A 16,285-nucleotide genomic window follows, 5' to 3' on the forward strand; every position below is an offset into this window, starting at 1 on the left:
CGGGCCACGCCGGGGGGACGGGGGCATGCCGACATTGCGTAGCGCTTCGATTCGACTGAAGCTGTGGTCGCTCGCCGGCGTCCCCGTCGCGGGGGCCCTGCTGCTGGCGGCGATGATCGTCGGCGACGCGCGGCAGCAGGCGGCGAGGGCGGCGGGGATAGGCTCGATCGAGGACCTCGCGCAGCTCTCCTCGATCATGGCGCAGCCGCTGCACGCCCTCCAGAAGGAGCGGGCGTGGACCGCGCTGGTCGAGGGGCTGGAGGCCCGTCCGCCGGAGGCGACCGACGTCGAGGGCGAGCCGCACGCCGCGCCGCCGCTCAATCGCGCGGCGGAGCTCCTGCGCGCCGGCGGCCAGCTCCGGGACGCGCGGGCGGCGACCGACGAGAGCCTCGCCCAGCTCGACGCGTTCCTGGCCGCGCGCGACCTCTCCGGGCTGCCGCGCCGGCTCGCCCGCGATCTGGCGGAGGGGCGCGCCAAGGTCGGCGAGCTCGGCGCGTTCCGGGGCCAGGCCGACGCGAAGACGGTGTCGCTCGACAGCGTGCTGAGGGTCTTCGGCGGCATCAACGTGAGCCTCATCCGGGCCAACGCCGGCCTCGCCGAGCTGAGCGACGAAGGCGAGCTCCTGCGCGGCATCCAGTCGATCGTCGCCGTCCACGAGTTCGCCGAGCGCGCCAGCCGCCAGCACGCGCTGCTCGCGCACGCCTTCGCGTCCACGCAGTTCGAGCCGGGCGCCTTCAAGACGCTCGTGACGCTGATGACGGAGGAGCAGCTCTACCACGAGGAGTTCATCGCCAACGCGTCGGAGCCGGCGCGGGCGCTCTACGACGCCGCCCGCTCCGACCCGCGCGTGCGGCGCGCCGACGAGCTGCGCGCCGCCGCGATCGCGTCGACCGACGAGGCGCTGGCGATCGATCACGACGCGTGGTTCGAGGCGCAGCAGGGGCGCGTCGACGGGCTCGCCGCGATCGAGGAGGAGGCGATCTCCGGGATGAGGCGCGCCGCGGCGGCCAGGGTGGCGGACACGCGGAGGACGGTGCGCGACGGCGTCGCGGTCTCGGCGTTCGTGCTCCTCGTGTCGGCCGCGCTGGCGCTGGTCCTCGTGCGGGGGATCTCCCGATCGCTCGAGGTCCTCGGCGAGGCCGCGGCCCACGTCCGGCGGACGCGCGACTACACGACGCGCGCCCGCAAGACCGCCGACGACGAGTTCGGGGCGCTCACGGACGCCTTCAACGAGATGCTGGCGGGCATCCAGGCGCGCGACGAGGTCCTCGAGGGCCACCGGCAGAACCTCGAGGCCACGGTCGCGGAGCGGACCTCGGAGCTCGAGAAGCGCAACCGGGAGATGCGCCTCGTCCTCGACAACGTCGATCAGGCCCTCGTGACCCTCCACCGGGACGGCACGATGGAGCCCGTGCACTCCGCCGCCTTCGAGCGCCTCTTCGGCGTACCGGCGCGCGACGAGCACTTCGCCGATCGCATCGCCGGCCACGATCCGCGGGCCAGCGCGTTCCTCAGGATGGGGTGGGAGGCGGCCTGCGACGACTTCCTCCCGCTCGAGGTCGTCCTCGACCAGCTCCCGAAGACCTTGCGCCGCGAGGGCCGCTACCTCGCGCTCGGCTTCAAGCCGATCCTGTCGGGAGAGGGCCAGTTCAACGGGGCGCTGATGGTGATCACGGACGTCACGTCCACGATCGCCTCCGTGCGCGAGGCCGAGCAGCAGCACGAGTATATCCAGGTGTTCGAGCGGGCCGTGAAGGACCGGCTCGGCCTCGTCGGCTTCGTCAACGACACGACGAAGCTCGTCGACGCGGTGAGCGCGCGGTCCAGCGGCGAGGTGGACGAGGTGATGCGCCTCGTGCACACGATCAAGGGGAACGCCGGGCTCTGGGACGTGACGAGCGTGGCGAGGGTGGCGCACGAGATCGAGAGCTTCGTCGTCGAGGAGCGCGCGCTGCCGTCCGACGAGCAGATCGACGCGCTGAGGGACGTGTGGCTCGCGTTCGTGGGGCGCGTGAGCGTCCTGCTCGCGTCGACGGCGCAGTCCTCGCGCGCCGACGTCGGCCATGAAGAGGTCGAGGCCTTGCTCGCCATGGTGCGCCACCGCCGCGACCCCGCCGAGATCGAGCGGGCCGTCGCGGCCCTCCGCGACGAGCGGACCGAGGTGCGGTTCAGCCGGATGAGGGACCAGGCCGAGACGCTGGCCCGGAAGCTCGGCAAGCCGAAGCCCGAGGTGCGCATCGACGCCGGGGGCGTCCGGCTGCCCGCGTCGCGGTTCGCCGGGATGTGGCAGGCGCTGGGCCACGTGGTGCGCAACGTGATGGACCACGGGATCGAGCGGCCGGAGGCGCGCGAGGCGGCGGGCAAGCCGTCGAGGGGCACGCTCACGCTCGTCTCGCGGGTGACGGCGGACGAGATCGTCATCGAGATCGGCGACGACGGGGCGGGCATCGACTGGGAGCGTGTGCGCGAGAAGGCCGTGGCCGTCGGGCTGCCGGGCGCGACGCGCCGAGATCTCGAGGCCGCGCTGTTCGCGCCCGGCTTCAGCACGGCCGAGCAGGTCACGGACGTCTCCGGCCGCGGCGTCGGTCTCGGCGTGGCGCTCCACGAGTGCCGGCGGCTCGCGGGCCGGATAGAGCTCGACACCGAGCGCGGCCAGGGGACGACCTTCCGCTTCCGGTTCCCCCGGGAGCCGAGCGACGCCGCGGGGGTGTCGCTCCCTGCCTCGCTGCCGCCTCCGAGCGGGCGGGGCTCGCTGGTACCTCCTCCTTCGCGGGGCGGATCGAGCCCGGGCATGGCCTCGGGGAGCGCGTGACACGGTGAGCACATCGACAATGCAGAGCGAGATATCGAGGAGAGGGGAATGAACTCGGAGAGCTGGGACCGCATCCATGAGGAGCTCGCTTCGTCGTGCGTCCACCTGTTTCGTGACAACGGCGTCGAGCTCCGGCGGCTGGACGACGGGACGTCGGAGGCGACGCCGGGCAACGCGGTGGTCTCCTTCATCGGCTTCACGGGCGACCACCTTCGCGGGAGCCTGACCGTCGTCGCCCCCGTGGCGCTCATCACGCGCAGCCACCCGCTGCGAGAGCAGCGCGAGATCGACGAAGACATGGTGTGCGACTGGGCGAGCGAGCTCGCCAACCAGCTCCTCGGGCGGGTGAAGAACCGCCTGCGTCACTTCGGGCTGGTCATCGTGCTCTCGACGCCGAGCGCCGCGATCGGCGAGCACCTGCGCGCGAGGGAGGAGCAGAGCGAGGGCTTCCGGCGGCTCCTGTTCGCCGCGGGGCCGGACCGGCTCGTCGTGCTCTTCGACGCGCTCGCGCCCGACGGCGCGCTGGAGCTCGAGGAAGTGAACATGCCCGATCCGCAGCCCGAGGGGGAAGTGCTGCTGTTCTGAGCCGGATGGCCGTACACGCAAGAGGAGATACGTCACATGGCCAAGAAGATTCTTCTCGTCGAGGATTCGAGTACGGTCCGCCAGCAGGTCGGCATTCTCCTGTCGGGGGCGGGTTATGGCACGCTGGAAGCGGACAACGGCCGAGATGCGGTCGCCGCGGTCGCCGCCCACAAGGACGGGCTGGCGATGATCATCGCGGACGTGAACATGCCGGTGATGAACGGCATCGAGATGATCCAGAGCCTGCGGGACAAGGGGCTCGCGCCGGGCGTTCCGATCCTGATGCTCACCACCGAGGGGCAGCCGGAGCTCATCGAGAAGGCCCGGAAGGCCGGGGCGAAGGGGTGGATCATCAAGCCGTTCAAGCCGGATCTGCTGCTCGCGGCGGTGAAGAAGCTCGCCGGCGAGCCGTGAGGCTGCGGCCGCGCGAGCCGCGGCCATCTCTCCGCGACATCGGCTCGACCGAGGGGCGTCGCTCCCCGGTACTACGGAAAATTGGCGGCTGCCGCAGGTGCTCCACGGATCTATCCTGCGGCGCTGGACGGCGCTCGGTGGTTGCGGGGCAGCGCCGATCCGTGTGATCCTATGTGCGGGAGGTCACCGAAGGCGCCCGAATGGGCAGACCTGGGCCACGGGCGTCGGTTGGCCAGTCGACTACTCAACAGTGGACGAGGACGATGCCGAACAAGCCGTTGCAGCCGAGCGCCCCGAGGCGGGGGCCGGCTGAACGGATTCGCTGAGGCGTCTTTCCAGGATAACCCGATGAGTACACGCCTTGCTCTCGATCCATGGTGGCCAGCGTCGACCTGCTCGATCTGTGACACCCTGTTGGAGGAGCCTGCGCACTGGCGAAACGACCTTGGACGACTGTGCCCGTCCTGTTGCGGAGCGCTGCGCGATCTTCTTCGGGCGGGGCCTCCCGGGCGAATTGCGGAGATCTGGGGACTAGAAGCCGCTGAGCTGAGCCTGCCTGCCAACGCGGTCGCAGACCTCATTGACATTGAAGACGAGGCGACGCATGCCGACCTTGCGATCGCATACCGCGAAATGGGCCTGTTCGGTGATGCCATCAGAGAAACGCTGTTCGTCGCACGCGGTAATGCAGAGCGCCCGTGGCATCAGGCGCTCGTCATCTTGTTGGCTGCCGAGATCGCCCCCGACGAGCTCTTCGACAGGTTGAACGCAGTTCTATGTAGGCGATAGCAACCGGCGAGAGGGCGACGGACGGCCCGAAGGACGTCGAGGACCAGGCGCTCACGGGACCGAACCGCGCGCACGTGCTGAGCTTCATCGACGCCGTGCTCATCGGAGGGGCACACGCGCGAGCGTCGGAGTTCCTCGGCGCGAGCTACGTCGAGCGCCCCGACACCGACGCGAGCGGCTCCGCCGCGCGGAGAATTTTCACAGGGAGGCGAGGAGGAAGAAGAAGATGAAATTCTCCCTCTTGCAGCCTCTCCCTCCCCGCCTCCTCGCCTCCCTGTGAAATTCCTGCTTTCTCTCGTGGTTTCAACTCGCTTGTCGCTCTAGCTCCGCGTCTCCCCGCGGTCTCGACGCCCGACGAGCCTCTCGCTCGGCGCGGCGCCACCTCCTCTCCCTGCCTGACGGTGATGCGCCAGCCGGGGCGGAAGCAGCGGCTTTCAATCCGCGCGGGGCAGGAACGCCCCGTGGAAGGTCTGGGGCGAGGCGTGGGGCAGATGGACCCGCGCCGCTGGCCCATCGTCCAGGTGCGCGGCGTCCCAGATGTGGATGGCGCTCTTCCCGGCCTTCGCATCGGTGACAACGGCGAGCACGTGGCCGTCGCCCTCCGGGGCGCCGGGAGTGCGCGGCACGAAGACCGGCTCCGACGGGCGCTCGTGGTGTGCGACGCGCGCCAGGGTGATCGCGCCCGTGTCGACGTCGACGCGGGCGATGCCGTTTCCGTTCGGATCGTCGGCCCGCCCCTTCGTGGCGAGGAAGACGACGCCGTGCCGCTCCCCCTCCACCCGCGGGTCGGCGCGCGGGAACTCGCCGACGACGCCGCCGAGGTCCTCCACGACGAGCTGCTCGCGGCTCGGTCGCACGCGGTGGCGCACGAGGACGCCGCCCTCGACGGCGGCGAGCTCGGGCCGAGCCGGGTCCTTGCCGATCGCGCCGAGCGTGGCGAGCGCGCGGTGGCGGACGAGGTCGACGACGAGGTCCTCGCCGTCGTCGTAGGCGTTCGCGAAATGCCACTGGAAGAACGCGTCGACGCCGAAGCGGCGCACGCGGGAGACGTCGTCGATATCGACGACGATCACCTCCGTGCCCCGGCCGGGCTCGAAGCGCACCCAGGACTCGAAGCCTCCCCACTGGAGCATCGCGCGCGCCACCCGGATCATCGCGGGCGAGACGAAGAACACGAGGTGCCGGCGGGTGGCGCAGAAGTCGTGGAGCATCACCGGCGCCGAGAGCGGCACCGCGCCGAGCGAGCGCGCGCGCCCGTCGTCGTCCACCGCGTAGAGGTCGAGCTGGTCCTGCGCCCGTAGCGGACGCCGAAGTTGTAGCTCGTCTTTCGGGCAGCGACCCGGTGCGGGTGGGCCGAGAAGGTGGGACCCAGCGCGCCGCCCCGCCGGCGTCGGCGCCGGCGCTCGTCAGTGCAGCTTGTCCTTGGCCTCGGCGAGCTCCTCGTTGATCCGGTCCACGAACGCGTCGAGGGTCATCGGGCCGTTGCTCGCGGCGGCGGCGGCCTCGATGGCCTGCGAGGCGAGCGAGGTGAGGCGCTCGACGTAGGCGAGCTGGCCCTCGAGCTTCTCGTAGTCCCCGTCGACGAAGTACCCGCTGTCGTCCTTGACGTCGAGCTCGGGCGCATAGCGCTGCTTCACGTACCGCAGGATGGCGCACACGGCGACGTGGACCTTGGGGCCGGCGAACTGCGTCTTCGTCCAGTTGTAGCGGCTCCCCTCCTTGAAGAACTCGACCCCCGGCGCCTCCGGCAGGCTGGGGACGCTGACGCTGACGTGCGGCCCTCCGCCGCGCCCCGCCTTCTCCTGCGCTGCGCGGGTGAGGTTGCGGGTGATGGCCGCGGACTCCGCCAGCGCCTCCCGCATCATGTCCGCCATCTTCGAGTCGCTGAGCAGCGCGTGGTACGTGTGGTTGATGAAGGTGCCTTCACCGTCGAAGTGAAAGTGGAGAGGCTCGCATTCGCGGTGGGGATAGAGCGTGATCCCCTCGAGACCCGAGCACGTCACGCGCCGATCGGCGACGAGCTCCTTCATGGTCTTGCTGGGCCAGCCGGCGGCCGCGGCCTTGGCGGCGAGATCCGCGACGAGCTCGGGGACGACGATCGGGTCGCGGAGCTTGCCCGAGTACGCGATGGAGATGCCCATGGTGCCTCCTGAACGATCTCCCCTTACTCCAGCGCCGTCGTCGAGGCCAGCGCGCGCCGGCGAGGGAGCGCTCGGCCGCGGCGACAGGGACAGTGAAAGAGCCGCCCGAGCTCCCTCCCTCCGGCGGCCCTGCGCCGCCTGGGGCCGCCTGAACCTCGTCACCTGACCGCGAGGCCCGGGGCTCGACGCAGCTTTCACGTCTAGAGCGGATGTCCGCGTTCCGCTCCTCGCCTCCTCGCCGGGCTACTGGCAGGCTGTCGCGCCGAAGCAGACCGCCGGATCGTCCGCGAAGCGACGGAAGCTGTCCGCCTCCGGGTGGCCCGGGAAGGGAACATCGTAGTAGACGGCCTTGTCGTCGAAATCGCTGCCGTCGTAGTAGGTCTGCCACGTCAGCGCGTAAGCGACGCCGGCGCTCTTGGCGAGATCGAGGAGGTGGGTGTTGTACCAGTCCTCGGTGAGCGCGCCCCGCCCCGCGTCCGGAAACAGGCTCGTCACCTCGGCGGAAGAGAGCGCGACGGCGCCCGCCGCGCCGAGGCCGTAGTTGGCCAGGAACTCCGTCCGCAGGCCCTCATCGAACAGGGTGTCGTGCCACTTGCTCACGTGGTCTGCCGGGTAGAGCGTGAGCGCCGCGCCCGCGGCGAGCTTGCTGACCCGGTGGAGGAGGTGCAACCGGTAGGTGCCCGTCTCGGTGAGTGCGTGAGGCTTGCCCTTACGCCGCGGCGTCCGCGGTGACGTCGCGGCGATTCCAGGGGACGGGATCGAAGACCATCGCGTCGAGGGAGATGCCGAGCAGCCCGGGGTTCTCTCCCACGGTGGCGCCGGCGTCCGACGACCAGCCCCGCTCGCAACCGGTTCTTCATTTATGGGGTTGCATCGAGCGAGCGCGCTCGATCGCATGGCCTCGGCGGCCGAGATGGCGACACGTCCATGCGTCGCGGCGGAAGCGGCTCCTGAGGCCTGCCACCCGCGGCTGGCCCGTGACGAGCACCACGCCGGACAGCCGGACCCGCGCGCTCCTTCGCACTCGTTCGCCTGCCAGGCGGCCGGATCACCGCGCTGTCGCGGCGCGTCCGCCGAGGACCGGCGATGGCACCGCTCACACGCTGCCGCTCACCTTCGCTGTACGGGTATTCCCGTCGAGCGACGATTCGATGGTGTACAACGCTCCCTGGTAGGAGATGCTCCCGTCCTCACTCAGGTCTCCGCCGCGCAACACGTTGGCGGCGCTCTCGTACAGAAGGAAGGAGGCGTGACCGGCGGGCGCCGCGCTGGACAGCGTCCAGGTGCCCTCCGCGCCGCCCGATTCGATCACGAGGTGCTGCCGAGCGCCCGACGTGTCGATGAGCACGCCGAGCGTCGAGCCGCTCCGGTCGCGCGCCGTGGCGCGGAAGTGGAGGTGGGCAGCGGTGGCGAGCAACAGGGAGGAGGCGACTGGCTTCTGAGGGATGGACATGGCGGTGATGAACAGCTCCGTTGATGGACCTTGCAAGTTCCCGTGCGACGTGTCGTTCCGGCGCTGCCCGGCGGCCGAGCTCTCGCGGAGCCGGCGATCACGGGCCTGCGCCGGCGAGCGCGCTCGCCGGCTGCCAGGAGAGCCCGTCGTACCTCCGGGGAGAGCCCGAGCGGTCGAGCCGCTTGAACGTCTCGCCCGCCTTGAGGTGCCGCTGCCTGTCGCGATCGAATGGACCGCGCTGTCCGCTCGCCGGCTCGTACATGACGTCGCTCCTCCCATGCACATGGAAACGCCAGCAGAGCCTTTGCTCCACACCGTCCACGACCCGCGACAACGACGCTTTCATGGCCTATAGCTCTCGACGGGGCCCAGACGGCATCACCGACAACTTCGCTGCGTGTGCGCAAACAACCTATAGCAGAAGGGACGGCCGCGGCACCACGTTTATCGGCGGAGCACACACGATTTCACCGGCACGATGCTTTTTCGCGGCGCGGCGCCCCGGGCCTCATGAGAGATGTCTCTCAAGGAGGGGAGCTCAACCCCCGGCCCCCGTGGTGCCGGTGTCCAACCGGGCGATCTGGCGCCTGCCGGGCATCTGGAGGATGCCCATCCAGGCGATCACGCGGATGACCTGGTAGGCCGGGTCGATCTCGAACCAGCGCACCGCGAAGCTCGGGCTCTGCGGGTACTTGTGGTGGTTGTTCTGGAAGAGCTCGCCGAGCGTCACGAGGTCGAGGGCGAGCGTGTTGCGCGAGTCGTCGTCGCTGTTGAAGTTGCGGTAACCGTAGCGGTGGCCGCACCAGTTCACGATGGCGCCGTGGAGCGGGCCCATCGTCCAGTGGAGCGGGACAAACAGGAATTGCCACCATTGCGTGGCGAAGGCGATGTAGAAGAGCGCGTAACCCGTCCCCCACGCGAGGCGGCTGGCCCACGAGTTGCCGATGCGGTCGAGCGCGCGCCACTCGGGGTAGCCGCCCAGAAAGCGCGGCTCCACCTCCGCCGTGCCGTCGCAGATGGCGTCGTAGCGCTTCGCGGTCGACAGCATCATGGAGACCGGCTCCGCGTAGTAGCGCGGCGAGTGCGGGTCCTTCGGGGTGTCGCTGTACGCGTGGTGCATGCGGTGCAGGATCGCATACGCCCGGGGCACAAGGTACGAGGAGCCCTGCGTGACGTAGGTGAGGAGATGGAAGATCCGTTCCCAGCGCTTCGACATCGTGAACATCCGATGTGAGGCGTACCGGTGCAGGAAGAAGGTCTGGAAAAAGACCGATAGCGTCGAATGGGCGATCAGGATGGCGACGAATTCCATGGCTCGCTTGTACACCCAGGTTGGGCCCACATGCGGTCAGCTCACGGTCACGATTCGCGAGGTCCGTCGCCGCGTCGCTCGTGCGAGCGCGTTCTTTTGCCGCGCGATTTCGTCCGTGGAGGCGAGTCCGCAACGGGCGAGTTCATCGACCGGAAACAATGCTGTGCTGCCAGGCGCCGCGTCGCTCCTGCAGGTATAGCGCATCACGGCGACGCGCAAGCGACGTCGCGCGCCGCCTTATCACGACGAGCTGAACGTTGAGACCGTCAGCGGCGGTGGATCGTTCTTGACATACATGGGCGCTGCGTACAGACTGTTTCAGTAAGCCTTTCGAGCGTGCGCCGAAGAGTTCGTCGCGCTCGGGGTCCAGGGGCTCGCAGCGGCGTCGCGCGGTGCGGGCTCATCGAGCTTGACGTGGGATGGCTCGTCCGAGCGCTCCGTCGCGGCGGGGAGCCGGCGCGGCCGGCCGTCGCGCGGCGGTTCGTGCGCCGCAAGAACAGGGGGCCTCGCTGCGTCCTGCCCGTGACTGGAGCTGCGCGATCACATCGAGGTGCACGCATGCAGATCCGCGTAGGATACGAGCTGCTCTACGAATTCCCACGACCGACGCCGGTGATCCTGACGCTGAGCGTCCACTACTCGCGCGCATCGGATCTGGTGCGGCCCGATCACATGCTCACCAGCCCGTCGATCCCGGTCCGAGCTTACCGGGATGCCTTCGGCAACTGGTGTAGCCGTATCGTCGCGCCGGCGGGGCAGCTGAAGATCTCCGCCGACGCGGTGGTGAACGACACGGGCGCGCCGGACCGCGTCGTGACATCGGCCGAGCAACACCCCGTCGATGCGCTGCCAGAGGAGACGCTGGTGTTCTTGCTGGGCAGCCGGTACTGCGAGACGGATCGCCTGTCAGAGGCGGCATGGGACCTGTTCGGCCAGTCGCCCACCGGCTGGGGTCGCGTGCAGGCCGTCTGCGACTTCGTTCATCGGCACATCGCCTTCGGCTACGAGTTCGCGAGCCCTACCAAGACGGCGGAGGAGGTGTTCAACGATCGGAGAGGCGTCTGCAGAGATTATGCGCATCTCGCGATCGCGCTCTGCCGTTGCCTGAACATCCCGGCTCGTTACTGCACCGGCTACCTGGGCGACATCGGCGTACCTCCTCCCCACGGGACGATGGACTTCTCCGGCTGGTTCGAGGCCTATCTCGGTGGCGAGTGGCATACGTTCGACGCGCGCAACAACGTGCCTCGTATCGGGCGCGTGCTGATCGCCCGCGGGCGCGACGCCGCCGACGTGGCAATCACCACGACCTTCGGCGAGAACACGCTGCGGAGCTTCCGCGTCTGGACGGATGAGATCGTGGGCTAGAGCGACAAACGGGTTGAAACCCCGAGAAAAAGCAGGAATTTCACAGGGAGGCGAGGAGAAGGGGAGCGAGAGACGGCGAGAAGGAGAGAGTCTTTTTTTTTCTTCCTCCCCGCCTCCTCGCCTCCCTGTGAAATTCTCCGGGTTTCAACATGATTGGTGTTCTAGCTCCGCCCGGGGCAGCCTCGCGCGGTGGCCGCGCTCATCGGGGTGGTGAGGGGGCTCCTCCTTGCGCCGCCTGGTCGCGCCGGCGGGCGCTCCGCGCTTCGCAGGGCCGGGGGCGGGAGCGCCGCCGCGCCGGGCCGCTCGCTCAGCCGGCCGCGCTGCCTCGGTCGTCCTGTCGCAGCAGATACGCTGTCTCGGGGTTGTCCCGGCGCCAGATCACGTTGTCCATGAAATAGTGGTGGATGTTCACGAACACGAAGACGGCCGCGAAGTACGGCGTCGGGCCCAGGTCGGACATCGCTTCGCCGTCGCTCGAGCCCAGCACCAGCGCGCCGTGCGCGCCGTGCGCGCCGTCGAAGAGCGCGGGGGCGCCGCGGAACACGACCCACCCGAGGCCGACGGCGGTCGCCGCCAGGATCGCGAGGCGCAGGCCGGCCGGCCGCCCGAACAGCGGCGGGCCCTCGGCGTCGCGCGCCTCGTTCCGCTTCATGAGCCAGACGAAATACAGATACTGAACGGAGTGGAGCGCCGGGATCACGTACACCATGAGCCGGTCGAGGCTCGAGTAGACCGTCCAGAGCCAGACCGTGACGAGGAAACCGGCCAGCGGCGCGAGCGGCGGCAGGCGCCGCTCCGTTCGCCACCTGCGCGCGAGCACCCAGAGCAGCGCGAGCGCGCTGAGCCCGAACGCGAGCCCGGTGACGGGCTCGAGCGCCGGCGGGTGCGCGAGCGACGTGTAGACCACGCCTTTCTCCTCGACCTCCCTGCCTGGATCCGCCGGGCTCGCCCACGCGTACGCCCAGGCCGCGAAGCAGTGCGCGAGGATCACCTTGCGCTCCAGGGGGCCGAACCGGAACCCACGCCGCGCCGAGAGCACCGTCAGCACGCCGAAGCCCTGCTTCACGTAGTGCCAGCCCACCAGGAGGAACATGAGCTGGATCATGAAGCCCATGGACCGCGCGGAGCCGGTCGAGAGCGCCCCGATCGCCCACGCGAGCAGCGCGGCCGGGACCAGGAGGCCGGCCAGGATGTAGCGGGCGCGCTGCGCCGGGGCGAACGCGCCGCCGAACGCGCGGCGCCTCGCGTCCTTGTAGAACAGCAGGTACGTCACCGCGAAGTGAGGATCGTTGATCACGGACGCGGCGTGGAACGTCAGGAAGCCGATCGCGAGCTCCGCCGCGTCGAGCCCGACGGCCCTGCGGGCGAGCCACGCGAGCGGGAAGAGCACGAGCGTCGCGCCCCCGACGAGCAGGAACTCGGCGAGGTGGGCGCGCAGCGCGGCTCGACGCGGCGCCGCGACCGGGACTGGCAGCGTCGCGCCCGCGCTGGTCATGCGCCGAAGCTACCACACAGGGGCGCCCGTACGGCGCGCGCCGCAGCTCGAGCTCCGGCTCGAGGGCGAGCTTGATGCGGTGCGCTGTCGGCCCGAGGGGGGTCGCGGCGCGCCGTGGCCTCCTTCCCTCTTCGTGATCAATAAATGACGAGATCTCCCGTCACAAATAAATGACAGATCGCTCGCCGCAAATAAATGACAGATCCGATGTCGCGCCGCCGCCGGCGGCATCGAGGGCGTCCGGCGCGAAGCGGGCGCCGCTCCTCGCCCAGCTGTGCTATTCCGCGATCATGCGGAGTCGATCATGAGCCTGGGCGACCTGGTCGACGACGTCCCCGAGGAGCCGCTCCTCACCGGCGCGGTCCAGCGCGCGCTGGTCGCCTATGCGGCGGTTCTGCCCGCGGATGTCCTCCGTGACGTCGAGATGCTCGCCACGAGGACGCTGTTCGTGCACCCGCTCGGGATCACGTTCGTCGCCCGGCTCGCCCCCGCGGTCCGCGTCGAGGTGGACATGGGCGACGATCTCGCCGAGCAGGCGCAGCAGGGGTTCGCGGTCGGCGAGATCATGATCTCGATGATGCGGGTGCTCCGCAGGCGGTCGCGCGAGCGGGGCGAGCGTCGCTTCTTGATGCCCGAGACGCCGATGCTCATGCTGCAAGCGTTCCTGGGCTACTTCAACCCGGACCCGGCGCTCTGGACGATGAGCGACGACGCCGTGCGCGGCGCGCTGGATCGCCTCTGCGAGGCCGTCGTCGGCCTGTTCTTCACGGGCCTCGTCGTCGATGTGCTGGAGAGCCCATCGTCGCTCGACGACTGGGGGGAGACCGGCCGCGCGCTCTCCGCGGTGCTGCCGGCCATGACCGCAGCGCTCCACGGCGCGAGGGCCCGGCTGTCCAGGCGCGACCGGCACGCGCTGGAGACCTACGACGCCTGCGGCTGGGATCCGGCGCGGCTCGAGCGCCGGCTGGGCGGCGGCCCGGAACCCGCCCGGCCGGCGTTCTTCGCCCTGGGCGCGGCGCTCGCCGCGGAGCTCCGCGCCTCACCGGCGAGCTGACGGGCGTGGCCGGCATGGTCGCTCCCTCGCCTCACTCCGCCCCTTCCGATTGCCGCGCGGGCAGCCACATGCGCACCGTCGTGCCCTCGCCCAGCGCGCTCTCGATACGGATGCTGCCCTGGTGCTCCTCGATGAACCGGTGCGTCAGCGACAGCCCGAGCCCGGTCCCTTGCCCGGGCGGCTTCGTCGTGAAGAACGGCTCGAAGATGCGGCTCAGGTCCTCGGCGCGGATGCCGCAGCCGCGGTCGTGCACGTCGATCTCCACGCCGTGGATGTCCCCGCGCGGCAGCGGGCGGGCCTCGACCACCACGGCGCTGCCGTGCGGGCTCGCGTCGAGCGCATTGCCTATCACGTTGAGCAAGGCCGACTCGAGCTGCGATGCGTTGACGAGCACCTCGGGCAGCGCCGAGGAGGTGCCGTCCGTCTCGAGGTGGACCCTGCGCTCGCGCGCCCGCGGCGCGGACAGGTCGACCGCGCGGCGGAGCGCCGCGCGCACGTCGCACGGCTCCCGGCCGATCGGCTTGCCGCGCGCGTACTCGAGCAGCGCCGTCACGAGGTCCGAGCACCGGATCGCCTGCCGCTCGATGGTGCTGAGCGCCTTCAGGAGCGAGGCCTCGTCGGGCAGGCCGTGCCCCTTCCGGTGCCGCCTGAGCAGCAGCTGGGCGTTCATCAGGATGGCCGACACCGGGTTGTTCATCTCGTGCGACAGCCCCGCCACCAGCGTCCCTATCGCCGCCATCTTGCCCGCGTGGAGGAGCTCTTGCTGCGTCTCCGAGAGCCGCTCCAGCGCCGCTGCGAGCTCGCCGTTCTTCGCCGCGAGCTCCAGATAGGCGCGGTGCAGCCGCTCGGCGGCGCGGACTCGCGCCCTGAGCTCCAGGGGGTCGAACGGCTTGCTCATGTACTCGTCGGCGCCGACGTCGAGCCCCCCCACGGCCTCCGCGCCGCTCGCCCTGGCCGTCAAGAGGAGGACAGGGATGTCCCGGAGCGCGGCATCCCCCTTGAGCCGCCTGACCAGCTCGAATCCGTCCATCTCCGGCATCATCACGTCCGAGACGATGACATCGGGCCGCTTCGCCATGATCGACTCGAGCGCTTCCCGGCCGTTCGTCGCCAGGACGAGCTCGTGTCCGGCCGACAGGATGTCCGCCAGGTACGATCTCATGTCCGGGTTGTCTTCCACCACGAGCACGCGCGGCCCCGCCGCGCCGCCGCCGGCGCAGGGCGCGCCTGCGGCGGGCTGCGGAGGCACCTCGAAGCCGCGGAGGTTGACCGACGACGGGGGAGGCTCGCAGGTGCCCGCGCCGCCGAGCGATCTCGGCGGCTCGGGCGCGGCGGTCGCCCGCCGCGCTGCCAGGAAATCCGCGGCGCGCGGGAGCCGCACGAAGAAGCGAGAGCCGACCCCCGGCTCGCTCTCCACGCCGACCGTGCCGCCCATGAGCTCCGTGAGCTCCTTGGCCAGCGACAGCCCGATCCCCGTCCCCTCGTGCTTTCGCGTCGCCGAGGCGTCGATCTGCTGAAACCGTTGAAAGAGCAGGTGTCTCCTGTCCGCCGGGATGCCAGGGCCGGTGTCCTCGACCGAGAGCTCGAACAGACCATCGAGCGCCCGCAGGCCGACGGTGACCCGCCCGCCAGGAGGGGTAAACTTCAGCGCGTTGCCCAGCAGGTTGAGCGCGATCTTCTCGAGCTTGCGCCGATCGGCGGGGACCCTCCGCAGCTCGGGATCCACGTGAATCGAGAGATCGAGCCCGCCGCGCGCCGCCGCCGGGCGAGCCTCCTCCACCATGTCCGAGACGAGCTCTCCGACGTCGACGGCCTCCCAGTCGATCTGCATCTTGCCGGCCTCGATCTTCTGGTGATCGAGGACATCGTCGACCAGCCGGCGGAGCCGCCGCCCGCTGCGCTGGATGAGCTCGAGGTCCGCCCGTACCCGCGGCGAGAGCGGTTCGTCCCGGTTGGACAGGAGCGACTCGAGCGGTCCGAGGATGAGGGAGAGCGGCGTCCGGAGCTCGTGGCTCATCATCGTGAGGAACTCTCCCTTGGCGCAGGCCGCGGCGTCCGCCGCCTCCTTGGCCTTCTGGAGCTCGATCTCCATCCGTTTGCGCTCGGTGATGTCCGCGTAGATCCCGAGGATCCCCGTCACATTGCCCCGTTCGTCGCGGATGGGCACCTTGCTGGTGAGCAGGAACCGCTGCTCGCCGTCCGGGCGGAGCAGCGGCTCCTCGACGTCGAGGATCGGGGTGCCGCCCTCCATGACCTCCCGGTCGATGCGCACGAAGCTCTCCGCGTTCTTGCTGCCCCACACGTCGAAATCGGTCTTGCCGACGAGGTTCTCCAGCACCTTCGTGTTGGTGTCGTTGAGGAAGTTCTGATTTCCCCCGAGAAACCGTCCATGACGGTCTTTCCAGAAGATGGCGTGGGGGACGTTGGCGATGACGTACTTGAGCACCGCCTGCTGCTGGTCGAGGGGCGCCGGCGTCCATTCCTGGGCGGCGGTGCCAGTCGGGGCCTCGTCCGGCGGCGCCACACGGGGCGTCTGCGCGCGTGCTTCGCGCGTCCGACGGGCCGTGAGGAGCCTGCTGATCTTGGCAGAGAGGCGGTAGAGACGTCTCATCGTCGTATCGTCACAGGAGCATAAGACGAGCGCGGGCGACATCAAACCTGCGCAGCACCGGGACGCCGCGGTCGAGCGCGTGCGGTCGCGAAAAATGACGCGCGAGCAGGCTGGCGCGTCCGAGTCCGCCGCTCGCCGCGTCGCAGGGGCGCTGTGGTAGCGCCCGGTGTCGGTCCCGTCGAGCCCTCCCGGCGCCGCTGGCCTGCGCGCCCGCTGGCCCCGTACCACTGGCCCTGAACGCCACCCGCTCT

Annotated in this window: 13 protein-coding genes and 1 pseudogene; 6 read left to right on the top strand and 8 right to left on the bottom strand. The window is 70.1% G+C overall.

Going from position 1 to position 16,285, the window contains the following annotated elements; genetic code table 11:
- Positions 1-25 precede the first annotated feature (25 nt).
- The 4 genes from WMF27_RS04275 to WMF27_RS04290 all read left to right on the top strand — a co-directional run bounded on the left by WMF27_RS04275 (position 26) and on the right by WMF27_RS04290 (position 4,600).
- The gene (locus WMF27_RS04275) at positions 26-2,812 is read left to right on the top strand and encodes a nitrate- and nitrite sensing domain-containing protein (protein WP_437943845.1); all 2,787 of its coding nucleotides are present in this window, start codon (positions 26-28) and stop codon (positions 2,810-2,812) included.
- A gap of 48 nt (positions 2,813-2,860) precedes the next feature.
- Positions 2,861-3,397, top strand: a complete 537-nt coding sequence (locus WMF27_RS04280; protein ID WP_437943846.1) for a chemotaxis protein CheX — start codon at positions 2,861-2,863, stop codon at positions 3,395-3,397.
- A 36-nt stretch (positions 3,398-3,433) separates the two neighbouring features.
- Entirely contained in the window at positions 3,434-3,811 is a 378-nt protein-coding gene (locus WMF27_RS04285) for a response regulator (protein ID WP_437761524.1), read from the top strand.
- A gap of 348 nt (positions 3,812-4,159) precedes the next feature.
- Positions 4,160-4,600 carry a hypothetical protein gene (locus WMF27_RS04290; protein ID WP_437761523.1) on the top strand — a complete coding sequence of 147 codons (441 nt, stop codon included), beginning with the start codon at positions 4,160-4,162 and terminating at the stop codon, positions 4,598-4,600.
- Between the two features lie 434 nt (positions 4,601-5,034).
- Here WMF27_RS04290 and WMF27_RS04295 read toward each other — a convergent pair.
- From WMF27_RS04295 to WMF27_RS04320, 6 genes and pseudogenes are all read right to left on the bottom strand, one after another.
- Positions 5,035-5,877 (bottom strand): annotated as a pseudogene (locus WMF27_RS04295) (carotenoid oxygenase family protein); the annotation flags it as partial.
- Positions 5,878-6,006: 129 nt separating this feature from the next.
- Positions 6,007-6,741 (bottom strand): hypothetical protein, encoded by a 735-nt coding sequence (locus WMF27_RS04300; protein WP_437943847.1) that lies wholly within the window; start codon positions 6,739-6,741, stop codon positions 6,007-6,009.
- A gap of 243 nt (positions 6,742-6,984) precedes the next feature.
- Positions 6,985-7,410: a hypothetical protein gene (locus WMF27_RS04305; RefSeq protein WP_437943848.1), complete on the bottom strand. Its 426-nt coding sequence runs from the start codon at positions 7,408-7,410 to the stop codon at positions 6,985-6,987.
- Between the two features lie 427 nt (positions 7,411-7,837).
- Positions 7,838-8,194 (bottom strand): hypothetical protein, encoded by a 357-nt coding sequence (locus WMF27_RS04310; protein WP_437943849.1) that lies wholly within the window; start codon positions 8,192-8,194, stop codon positions 7,838-7,840.
- Positions 8,195-8,291: 97 nt separating this feature from the next.
- Positions 8,292-8,456: a hypothetical protein gene (locus tag WMF27_RS04315; RefSeq protein ID WP_437943850.1), complete on the bottom strand. Its 165-nt coding sequence runs from the start codon at positions 8,454-8,456 to the stop codon at positions 8,292-8,294.
- Between the two features lie 276 nt (positions 8,457-8,732).
- Positions 8,733-9,506, bottom strand: coding sequence for an acyl-CoA desaturase (locus tag WMF27_RS04320; protein WP_437943851.1), 774 nt, complete (start codon positions 9,504-9,506; stop codon positions 8,733-8,735).
- Positions 9,507-10,064: 558 nt separating this feature from the next.
- Here WMF27_RS04320 and WMF27_RS04325 point away from each other — a divergent pair.
- A complete protein-coding gene (locus WMF27_RS04325) occupies positions 10,065-10,874 on the top strand; it encodes a transglutaminase-like domain-containing protein (RefSeq protein WP_437943852.1) in 810 nt (269 codons plus the stop codon).
- A 307-nt stretch (positions 10,875-11,181) separates the two neighbouring features.
- On the opposite strand, the gene WMF27_RS04330 is transcribed toward WMF27_RS04325, so the two are convergent.
- Positions 11,182-12,369 carry a hypothetical protein gene (locus WMF27_RS04330; protein ID WP_437943853.1) on the bottom strand — a complete coding sequence of 396 codons (1,188 nt, stop codon included), beginning with the start codon at positions 12,367-12,369 and terminating at the stop codon, positions 11,182-11,184.
- 304 nt (positions 12,370-12,673) lie between these two features.
- On the opposite strand from WMF27_RS04330, the gene WMF27_RS04335 reads away from it, so the two are divergent.
- The gene (locus tag WMF27_RS04335; RefSeq protein ID WP_437943854.1) at positions 12,674-13,423 is read left to right on the top strand and encodes a hypothetical protein; all 750 of its coding nucleotides are present in this window, start codon (positions 12,674-12,676) and stop codon (positions 13,421-13,423) included.
- 31 nt (positions 13,424-13,454) lie between these two features.
- On the opposite strand, the gene WMF27_RS04340 is transcribed toward WMF27_RS04335, so the two are convergent.
- Positions 13,455-16,034: an ATP-binding protein gene (locus WMF27_RS04340; protein WP_437943855.1), complete on the bottom strand. Its 2,580-nt coding sequence runs from the start codon at positions 16,032-16,034 to the stop codon at positions 13,455-13,457.
- Positions 16,035-16,285: the final 251 nt, after the last annotated feature.

The sequence above is a fragment of the Sorangium sp. So ce281 genome, from assembly GCF_051527395.1.
Lineage (GTDB): Bacteria > Myxococcota_A > Polyangia > Polyangiales > Polyangiaceae > Sorangium > Sorangium cellulosum_B.